We start from the raw sequence: 9,276 nt of genomic DNA, 5'->3' as shown, positions 1-9,276 counted from the left end.
CGCCAGCCCGATAGGCGTGTTCGGTAATGCGCCTGACGAGTGCAACGGCCTCCAGTGGCGCGGAGACGACCAGTTCCTGCCCGGGCTGAAGATTGAGCCCGATCCTGACGGCAACTTCGCCGAGCCTGTCCAGGCGATCTGCGAAGGGGATGGTGGCTTCAGACATCACGGTATCTCCTCAAGAACTGAGCGCGTTCCGGCCCGGTGGCCGCCTTTAGGGGGCGGCCCTGATTCCGGTCTGGAACCGATGCAAGTTACTCGCCGAATGTTTCGGCGTGGTGAGCGCGGCGCGGTGCGCGGCGCGGGCGTTCCTGTCGCTGGGGCTTTTCCGGCGTTGCGGGCTTGTCCGTGCGCGAAGCCGCACGGATCTCGACCTCGAGTTCGCGGATACGACGCTGCACGCTCTCCTTGAGGGAAGGGGAGGTGTGCGGCTTCATTGTAGCCAAGGTTTCCTTCAGATCGCGCAGCTGCTTCTGCTTCTCCGCCAGGTTGCGACGGATCGGCTGGTTGTCGGAAAGCTGTCCCGTATAGGAGCGCATGGTCGACTCTTTCTTTTCCTGTCCGGCTGTGGCCGGGATTCTTCATTGCACGGGCTCTGCCGGACGCGCGGAAGCATCCGGACAGGCCCTCGTCTGGTTTTTGTCAGAGGGGCGGGCGGGCGCCGTATATCAGCGCGTCGTCAGACCCATGGAGGCAAGGGCCCCGATCAGACGGCTCATCTCCGCATCCGTGCCGATCGTGATGCGCAGCCAGTCGCGTATGCGGGGCGCACCGAGTTGTCGTACGATGATGTGGCGTTCACGCAAGCCTACCAGCAGATCGCCAGCCTGATGTGCGGGGTGATGCACGAGAACAAAATTGGCACAGGATGGAAGAATGTCAAAGCCCAACCCGGCAAGGTTCTGCACAAATCGTTCTCTGGTGGCCATGACCTGCCGGGTGGTCTGAGTTAGCCATTCCTCATCTGCAATGGCGGCGGCGGCTCCGGTCTGGGCCAGTCGGCTGAGCGGGTAGGAGTTGAAGCTGTCCTTGACACGCACCAGCCCCTCGATGAGGTCGGGATGACCGATCGCGTAACCGACACGTAGCCCTGCAAGGGCGCGGGATTTGGAGAGGGTCTGCACGACCAGAAGATTGTCGTGTTCCTCCGTCAGGCGAATGGCGGATTGGGCGCCGAAATCGACATAGGCTTCATCAATGATGATGGTTCTGTCTGGTTGCAACGAGGCGAGACGCGAGATCGCTTCAAGGGGAATCGCATGGCCTGTATTGGCATTGGGGTTCGCGATCGCAATCCCGCCGCACGGTATCGCATAATCCTCGACATCGATCTCGAACCGAGCGTTGAGCGGAATCTCCCGATAGGGCTGGTCGAACAGGTCGCAATAGACCGGGTAAAATCCGTAGCTCACATCCGCGAAGAGCATAGGACCCTCGGGCGATATCAGCGCTCTGAAGGCATGGCCCAGAACTTCGTCTGAACCGTTTCCAACGAAAACCCGATCGATGCTCGTATCATAGGTCTGCGCAATGACCCCGCGCAGTGCCTTTGCGGTCGGGTCAGGATAGAGGCGGAGCGAGTCCTCGCAGCTTTCGCGCATGGCGGTCAGGGCGGCGGGGCTGGGACCGTATGGCAGCTCATTGGTATTGAGCTTGAGGATATCCGAAAATTGTGGCTGCTCACCCGGGATATAGGGGTGCAGACCGGCAACGAGGGGGTTCCAGAAGCGGCTCATGACAGGGTCGTTCCATCCTGGGTGAAAAGATGGCTCTGCCCGTGAGTCTCGGCAATATCGCGCACCGACAGGCCCTCGGCATCACGATGGCCAGGATCGGCCCCCTTCGCCAGCAGGAACCGTACCATGTCCTGGCGTCCGAACATGACGGCGAACATTAGCGGGGTACGACCCAGATGGCTCGGGATATCGAGAGACGCTCCAGCACTGACAAGAAGTTCCGCCACCGCAAGATGTCCTTTGAAGGCCACGCCGGACAGGGCCGTCGCGCCCTTTGCATCCTGCATGTTCGGATCGGCGCCACGCTCCAGGAGGAGGGCCGTTGCGGGGAGGACACCATTATAGGCGGCAACGATCAGCGCTGTGTAGCCGCGGCTATCCTGCGCATCGACCGCCATGCCGGCATCGAGAAAGCGGGTGAGAAGCTCCGTATCGTCCAGCCGAGCGGCATCGATGAACAGAGCGGTGATCTGTTCCGGCGAAAAACTGCCCGCGGGCATCATCTCTGTCATGGGGTGGCCTGTCTTGTCATAGCCTCTCCCTGATAGCCGAGCACCGTCCGATCAGGAAGCAGCGCGCGGGAAAATGTCGCATGGGCAAATTGTCATCAGTCGGGCGGAACGGTCCCGAAAGTCTCCAGATCAAAAGACCGGCATCTGGCGGCCTCGGGTGGTGCGCCGAGGCGTGGGGAAGGGGGTGCTGGCGTTCCTCAGGGCGGGTAAACGCGGGCGATTACGATCATGACAGTCTCCCAGGCGGGGCTTTGCCGATGCGCGCGACACGATGGCGGGGCGTGACCGCAAAAAATCATGCAAATTTTCGTGTAGTCGAGCAGTCGTGAAGGGTTTGACTCTAGCACAATGTGGGCAATGGGCGTCTTATGCGCAACGCAATGTATTGCCGGGCCGGTAGGTTTCAGTTTGGTGTCAATGCTGTCGGGATTTTGAGGCAATATGTGCGGTGCAGCGGAACATCGTCCCGTGAAGGGCGTATGGTTATCGTGTTTCGGTGAGGGTCTTCCCCATGGCGTGCCATGCGAGGTGAGGACGGTCACGAACTCTGCATGGCGATCTGTGCGAAAAGGTTCCCCGACGGGGTTGTCTCAGGCAAGAAACCGGTCTTGAACATTGGCGTCTGTCCGGCTGATGGTTTTCCATCGCAGAGAGTTAATTCGGAGGTCCATTTTTGATGCGTTCTTTAAGCAACCCGTCCGCGTTCGACGCGGAAACCGGTGGAGCGGCCGGCGCCAGTGTCTCTGACATCGCGCAGCTGAGCATCAACACCATCCGCACCCTGTCGATGGATGGTGTGGAAAAGGCCGATTCAGGCCATCCGGGAACGGCCATGGCGCTGGCTCCTGTCATGTACACCCTCTGGCAGAACGACCTGAAATACGATCCGGCCAATCCGCTCTGGCCTGGCCGTGACCGTTTCGTCCTGTCCGTCGGCCATGCGTCGATGCTGCTGTATTCGACAATCTACCTGACCGGCATTCGCGATGTCGTGAAGGACAAGGTCCTCGACAGCCCGTCCCTGACGCTTGAAGACCTCAAGCAGTTCCGTCAGCTGAATTCCAAGACGCCCGGTCACCCGGAATTCCGTCACACATCTGGCGTCGAGACCACCACGGGCCCGCTGGGTCAGGGCTGTGGCAACTCCGTCGGTATGGCGATGGCCGAGAAGTATCTCGCCGCCCATTACAACCGTCCCGGTTTCGACCTGTTCGACTACCACACCTATGTGTTTTGTGGTGACGGCGACATGATGGAAGGCGTTTCGTCCGAAGCGGCTTCGATGGCGGGTCATCTCGGTCTTGGCAACCTGATCTGGCTGTATGACTCGAACCAGATTTCGATCGAGGGCTCGACCGACCTGGCCTTCACGGAAAACGTGGCGGAGCGCTTCCGCGCCTATAAGTGGCATGTCGTGACCGTCAATGACGTCAATGACACGGCTGCTGTTGGCAAGGCGCTTGAGGAAGCCCGTTCGGTCAAGGATCGTCCGAGCCTGATCGTCATGCACACGGTCATCGGCTTCGGTGCGCCCAAGAAGGCTGGCACGGCCTCGGCCCATGGCGAGCCGCTGGGTGAGGAAGAGATCGCCGGTGCCAAGAAGGCCTATCACTGGCCCTGGACCGACGCATTCCACGTGCCGGAGGGTGTTCTGGAGCATTTCCAGGAAGGACTGGGCAAACGCGGCGCCAAGGCCAGCGCTGACTGGTATGCCCTGTTCGATCGCTACACCAATGAATATCCGAAAGAAGCCGCCGAGCTGCGCGCGATCTTCGAGCGTCGCCTGCCGGAAGGCTGGGACAAGGATATTCCGGTTTGGGAAGCCGACGCCAAGGGCGTTGCCTCGCGCGCCAGCTCGGGCAAGCTGATCAACGCCGTCGCCAAGAACATCCCCTGGATGATCGGTGGTTCGGCTGACCTTTCGCCCTCGACCAAGACGAACCTGACCTTTGACGGCGCTGGTTCGTTCCAGCCGCCTCAGTGGGGTGGCACCTATGGCGGCCGCAACGTCCATTTCGGCATCCGCGAACACGCCATGGGATCGATCTGCAACGGTATGGCGCTGGCTGGCCTGCGCTCCTACGGTTCGGGCTTCCTGATCTTCTCGGATTACATGAAGGCCCCGATCCGTCTGTCGGCTCTCATGGAGCTGCCGGTCATCTACATCTTTACCCATGATTCCATCGGTGTTGGTGAAGACGGTCCGACGCATCAGCCGATCGAACAGCTGGCTCAGCTGCGCGCCACCCCCGGCATCATGACCATTCGTCCCGGCGATGCCAACGAAGTGTCTGAAGCCTGGCGCACCCTGATCCCGCAGACGCACAAGCCTGCGGTGCTCATTCTGAGCCGCCAGAACCTGCCGACGCTGGATCGCAGCAAGTATGCTTCCGCCGCTGGTGTAGCGAAGGGTGCTTATGTCCTAGCTAGCTGTGAAGGCAAGCCTGACGTGATCCTGATGGCTTCGGGTTCGGAAGTCTCGCTGGTGGTCGACGCTTACGAAAAGCTGACCGCCGAGGGGATCAAGGCCCGCGTGGTTTCCTTCCCGTCCTTCGACCTGTTCGAAGAGCAGGACCAGGCCTACAAGGACAGTGTGCTGCCGCCGGACGTCAAGGGACGTGTGGCTGTCGAGCAGGCTGCTGCTTTCGGCTGGGATCGTTACACCGGCATCGGCGGTTCGATCATTGCGATGAACAGCTTTGGCGCCTCCGCACCGCTCAAGAGCCTTCTCACCAAGTTCGGCTTCACGCCGGAGAAGGTTTACGATGCGGCTCGCGAGCAGGCTGCCCGCAAGTAAGACGACTACCGGGGCCTGACCGCTTCCTCGGCGGTCGGGCCTTTCGGGGCCCTAGCGTGCTTTGGCCCCCTCACTATGAGGTCAGGGTCGGAAGGCCGACCTGAGCTGAGGCGAGCGTCCCTGTGGAGCTCGTCAGGTGGACAGACAGGAGTACGTCATGGACGTCGAACAGAAGCAGGGTGCCGCCACAAGCGGGAACCCGCTGCGTGACCTTTCCAAATTTGGCCAGTCACCCTGGCTGGACTTCATCCAGAGATCCTATACTGCCGATGGCAGCCTGAAGAAGCTTGTGGACGAGGACGGCCTGCGTGGCGTGACCTCCAACCCGGCCATCTTCGAAAAGGCGATGGGCTACGGCACGGATTACGACGCCCAGATCAAGGATCTGCTGGCGAAGGAAATCCTCTCCCCCGGTGAGCTCTACGAGAAACTGGCCATCACCGACATCAAGGCGACCGCCAAGGTCATGCACCCGGTTTTCGTGCAGACCAAGGGCCTCGATGGTTATGTCAGCCTCGAAGTGTCACCTTATCTTGCTTTCGACACCAAGGCCACGGCTGACGAGGCCCGTCGTCTGTGGGCTGCCGTGAGCGAAGAAAACCTGATGATCAAGATCCCGGGCACGCCTGAAGGTGTTCCGGCATTCCAGGAAGTCACCTCGGAAGGCATCAGCGTCAACGTCACGCTTCTCTTCTCGCTCGAAGCCTACAAGAATGTTCTCGAAGCCTACATCAAGGGTCTTGAGATCCGTCATGCAGCGGGCAAGGATATCAGCAAGATCGCCAGCGTGGCGTCGTTCTTCGTGTCGCGCATCGACGGCAAGATCGATGGGGCCATCGACCGTCGCGTGAAGGAAGGCGACAAGGATGCCGAGGCGCTGAAGGCTCTGCGTGGCAAGGTTGCCATCGCGAACGCCAAGGTTGCCTATCAGCATTATCTCGAAGTGACCGCTTCCGAGCGCTGGAAGAAGCTGGCTGCTGCTGGCGCTCAGCCGCAGCGTCTGCTCTGGGCCTCGACGGGCACCAAGGACAAGACCTTCTCGGACGTTCTTTATGTTGAAGAGCTGATCGGTGAGGACACGGTCAACACCATCCCGCCCGCAACCTTCGATGCCTTTCGTGATCATGGCAAGCTGCGCGCCAGCCTGACTGAAAACGTGGAAGATGCTTTCAAGGTGCTCGAGCAGCAGGCCAAGCTAGGCCTCGACCTCGATGGCGTCACCAAGACCCTTGTAACAGAAGGCTGCGCTTCGTTCTGCGACGCTTTCGACCAGCTGCTTGGGGCGGTAGCAAACAAGCAGGCCACGTTTCTCGGGCCCAAACTGATCGAGCAGAAGGCCGACCTTCCGGCCGATCTGAAAGCCGCCTCTGACGCGGTTCTCGAAGACTGGCGCAAGACCGGCAAGGGCCGCAAGCTCTGGGCCAAGGACGCCTCTGTCTGGACTGGTGGCGATGAAGCCAGCTGGCTGAAATGGCTCGATATCGTCGATGAGCGTTTGGCTCATGTCGCCGAGCTCGAAGCCTTTGCCAGCGAAGTCAAGGCCAAGGGCTTCAGCGATGTGCTGCTACTCGGTATGGGCGGTTCGAGCCTCGGTCCTGAGGTGATTGCCGAGACGTTCGGTCAGATCGCAGGCTTCCCCAAGCTGCACGTGCTCGACAGCACGGACCCGCAGCAGGTCAAGACGTTCGAGAATGCGGTTGACCTCAAGAAGACGCTCTTCATCGTCTCGTCCAAGTCGGGCGGCACGCTGGAGCCGAACATCCTGAAGGCCTACTTCTTCGCCGCTGCCGAAAAGGCGCTCGGCTCGGCCCCCGGCAAGCACTTCGTTGCCGTGACCGATCCTGGCTCGCATATGGAGCAGGTGGCCAAGGGCGATGGCTTCTGGAAGATCTTTTACGGTGAGAAGCAGATTGGTGGCCGGTTCTCCGTGCTCTCCAATTTCGGTCTCGTCCCCGCAGCCGCCGCCGGTCTGAACGTTCGTGCGTTCCTCGAATCGGCTCTGCGTTCCGTAAAGGGCGCCTCGGCCAGCACCCCGCCGGCGCAGAATACGGCGCTTCAGCTCGGTGCCATCCTCGGTGCGGCCGCAACGAAGTTCGGTCGTGACAAGGTGACGATCATCGCTTCACCCGCGATCTATGACCTTGGCGCGTGGCTCGAGCAGCTTCTGGCTGAGTCGACCGGCAAGAAGGGCACCGGCCTGATCCCGATCGATGACGAAACCCTCGGTGCACCGGGCGTCTACGGCAAGGATCGCGTCTTCGCCTATCTGCGCCTGACGGATGCGCCTTGCCCGAACCAGGAAAAGGCTATCGCCGCTCTCGCCGCCGCTGGTGAACCGGTTGTGACGATCGACTTGGCTGACAAGCTCGATATCGCCCAGGCATTCTTCCATTGGGAATATGCCACGGCTGTCGCAGGCTCGGTGCTGGCAATCGATCCGTTTGATCAGCCGGATGTCGAGTTCAGCAAGATCGAGACCAAGAAGCTGACGACCGCCTTTAACGAGACGGGCAAGCTCCCTGCCGAAACGCCGTTCGCGACCTCGGGTGCGTTCGAGTTCTTTGCTGACGAGACCAATGCGAAGGCCCTTGGCGGCGGCGATGCGCTGACGATCCTGAAGGCACATTTCGGTCGCGTGAAGGCCGGTGATTATGTGGGCGTTCTCGCCTATGTGGAACGCGATCTGAAGACACGTGAGTGGATCCAGAACGTGCGCCTCAACCTGCGTGACCAACTCAAGGTCGCGACGGCAGCCGAGTTCGGACCGCGCTTCCTGCATTCGACCGGCCAGGCCTATAAGGGCGGCCCCGATAGCGGCGTGTTCCTGCAGATCACGGCGGATGATCATGCCGATCTCGCCGTGCCGGGTGAGCGTTTCACCTTCAGTGTCGTGAAGGCAGCCCAGGCGCGCGGCGATTTCGACGTGTTGTCAGAGCGCGGACGTCGCGCCCTGCGCGTGCATATCAAGGGACCGCTCGAAGCTGGCCTCGCCGAACTGGCGACGGTCATCAAGAAGGCCGTCTGAGACTGACGCAATCCGCCCCGCTCAAACGGGGCGGATTGTTTTTTGACGTGATAGTTAGAGGGCACAGGAAGACTGTGCAGGAGTTTTAGAGATGCAAATCGGTATTGTTGGCCTTGGCCGTATGGGTGGCAACATTGCAGTGCGCCTGACCCGTCATGGTCATGACGTTGTGCTGTTTGACCGCACCCCTGAAGTTGTGACCAAGACGTTCGACCGTGCCGAAAAGGGCCGTGCGATCGCTGCAAACTCTGTCGCCGATCTGGTCAGCAAGCTTTCGGCGGAGCGCAAGATCGTCTGGGTCATGCTGCCGGCCGGCGAGATCACCGAAGCCTGCGTGCAGGAACTGCGCGGCCTGCTCGGCAAGGACGACATCGTGATCGATGGTGGCAACAGCTACTACAAGGATGATGTCCGTCGCGCCCATGAGCTGATGGAAAAGGGCATCCACTATATCGATGTCGGCACGTCTGGCGGCGTTTGGGGCCTCGATCGCGGCTATTGCATGATGTATGGCGGCACCAAGGATTCGGCCGACCACATTGATCCGATCCTCAAGGCGCTGGCACCGGGCAAGGGCGATGTTGTGCGCACCATCGGTCGCGACCGTGAAGGCCTCGATCCCCGCGCCGAGGAAGGCTATCTGCATTGTGGTCCGGCCGGTTCGGGTCACTTCGTTAAGATGGTCCATAACGGCATCGAATACGGCATGATGCAGGCCTTCGCCGAAGGCTTCGACGTCATGAAGTCGAAGAACTCGCCGGTTTTGCAGGAAGACCAGCGCTTCGACCTGAACATGGCCGATATCGCCGAAGTGTGGCGTCGTGGCAGCGTGGTCTCGTCCTGGCTGCTCGACCTGACGGCCGATGCGCTTGCCAAGAACGAATCCCTCTCCGAGTTCTCGGGTGAAGTGGCTGACTCGGGTGAGGGTCGCTGGACGATCGAAGCCGCCATCGAGGAATCGGTGCCGGTGCCGGTCATGACGGCCTCGCTCTTCACGCGTTTCCGCTCGCGTTCGGGCAACAACTACGCGGAGAAGATTCTCTCCGCGATGCGCTTCGGCTTCGGCGGTCACGTCGAGAAGAAGTGAGAATTCGGGCCGGGACCGCACTGGTCCCGGCCCTTTTTTTTTCTCTACACTGTTTGCCTGAATGCCAGCGGGAGCTTGTTCGCTCCCGCTCGCACTCCGGCTTTCCGATTATCGACTCA

7 protein-coding genes are annotated in these 9,276 nt (G+C 60.7%); 3 read left to right on the top strand and 4 right to left on the bottom strand.

Annotated features, from left to right (window positions below; all coding sequences use genetic code 11):
- From C0V97_RS05570 to C0V97_RS05555, 4 genes are all read right to left on the bottom strand, one after another.
- The coding region (locus C0V97_RS05570; RefSeq protein WP_148114917.1) for an aminopeptidase at nucleotides 1–166 on the bottom strand (166 nt) is incomplete at its 3' end.
- Nucleotides 167–254: 88 nt separating this feature from the next.
- A complete protein-coding gene (locus tag C0V97_RS05565; RefSeq protein ID WP_127101479.1) occupies nucleotides 255–539 on the bottom strand; it encodes a hypothetical protein in 285 nt (94 codons plus the stop codon).
- Between the two features lie 129 nt (nucleotides 540–668).
- Complete coding sequence (locus C0V97_RS05560) at nucleotides 669–1,736, bottom strand: histidinol-phosphate transaminase (protein ID WP_127101477.1); 1,068 nt, start codon at nucleotides 1,734–1,736, stop codon at nucleotides 669–671.
- Nucleotides 1,733–2,248 carry an ankyrin repeat domain-containing protein gene (locus C0V97_RS05555; protein ID WP_127101475.1) on the bottom strand — a complete coding sequence of 172 codons (516 nt, stop codon included), beginning with the start codon at nucleotides 2,246–2,248 and terminating at the stop codon, nucleotides 1,733–1,735. The genes C0V97_RS05560 and C0V97_RS05555 overlap by 4 nt, the downstream gene beginning before the upstream one ends.
- A gap of 676 nt (nucleotides 2,249–2,924) precedes the next feature.
- Between C0V97_RS05555 and tkt the strand changes: the two genes are divergently transcribed.
- The 3 genes from tkt to gnd all read left to right on the top strand — a co-directional run bounded on the left by tkt (nucleotide 2,925) and on the right by gnd (nucleotide 9,157).
- Nucleotides 2,925–5,045: a transketolase gene (tkt, locus tag C0V97_RS05550; RefSeq protein ID WP_127101474.1), complete on the top strand. Its 2,121-nt coding sequence runs from the start codon at nucleotides 2,925–2,927 to the stop codon at nucleotides 5,043–5,045.
- Nucleotides 5,046–5,202: 157 nt separating this feature from the next.
- A complete protein-coding gene (locus C0V97_RS05545) occupies nucleotides 5,203–8,070 on the top strand; it encodes a bifunctional transaldolase/phosoglucose isomerase (RefSeq protein ID WP_127101472.1) in 2,868 nt (955 codons plus the stop codon).
- Between the two features lie 91 nt (nucleotides 8,071–8,161).
- Nucleotides 8,162–9,157 carry a phosphogluconate dehydrogenase (NAD(+)-dependent, decarboxylating) gene (gnd, locus tag C0V97_RS05540; protein ID WP_023978565.1) on the top strand — a complete coding sequence of 332 codons (996 nt, stop codon included), beginning with the start codon at nucleotides 8,162–8,164 and terminating at the stop codon, nucleotides 9,155–9,157.
- Nucleotides 9,158–9,276: the final 119 nt, after the last annotated feature.

This window comes from Asaia sp. W19 (assembly GCF_003994335.1).
Taxonomy (GTDB): Bacteria; Pseudomonadota; Alphaproteobacteria; order Acetobacterales; family Acetobacteraceae; genus Asaia.
This window is presented reverse-complemented; position numbering and strand designations above follow the sequence as displayed.

Bases quoted from the DNA above. Each gene is read 5' to 3' on its own strand.
- C0V97_RS05565 (WP_127101479.1), bottom strand. From the start codon at position 539: ATGCGCTCCTATACGGGACAGCTTTCCGACAACCAGCCGATCCGTCGC.
- C0V97_RS05560 (WP_127101477.1), bottom strand. From the start codon at position 1,736: ATGAGCCGCTTCTGGAACCCCCTCGTTGCCGGTCTGCACCCCTATATC.
- C0V97_RS05555 (WP_127101475.1), bottom strand. From the start codon at position 2,248: ATGACAGAGATGATGCCCGCGGGCAGTTTTTCGCCGGAACAGATCACC.
- tkt (WP_127101474.1), top strand. From the start codon at position 2,925: ATGCGTTCTTTAAGCAACCCGTCCGCGTTCGACGCGGAAACCGGTGGA.
- C0V97_RS05545 (WP_127101472.1), top strand. From the start codon at position 5,203: ATGGACGTCGAACAGAAGCAGGGTGCCGCCACAAGCGGGAACCCGCTG.
- gnd (WP_023978565.1), top strand. From the start codon at position 8,162: ATGCAAATCGGTATTGTTGGCCTTGGCCGTATGGGTGGCAACATTGCA.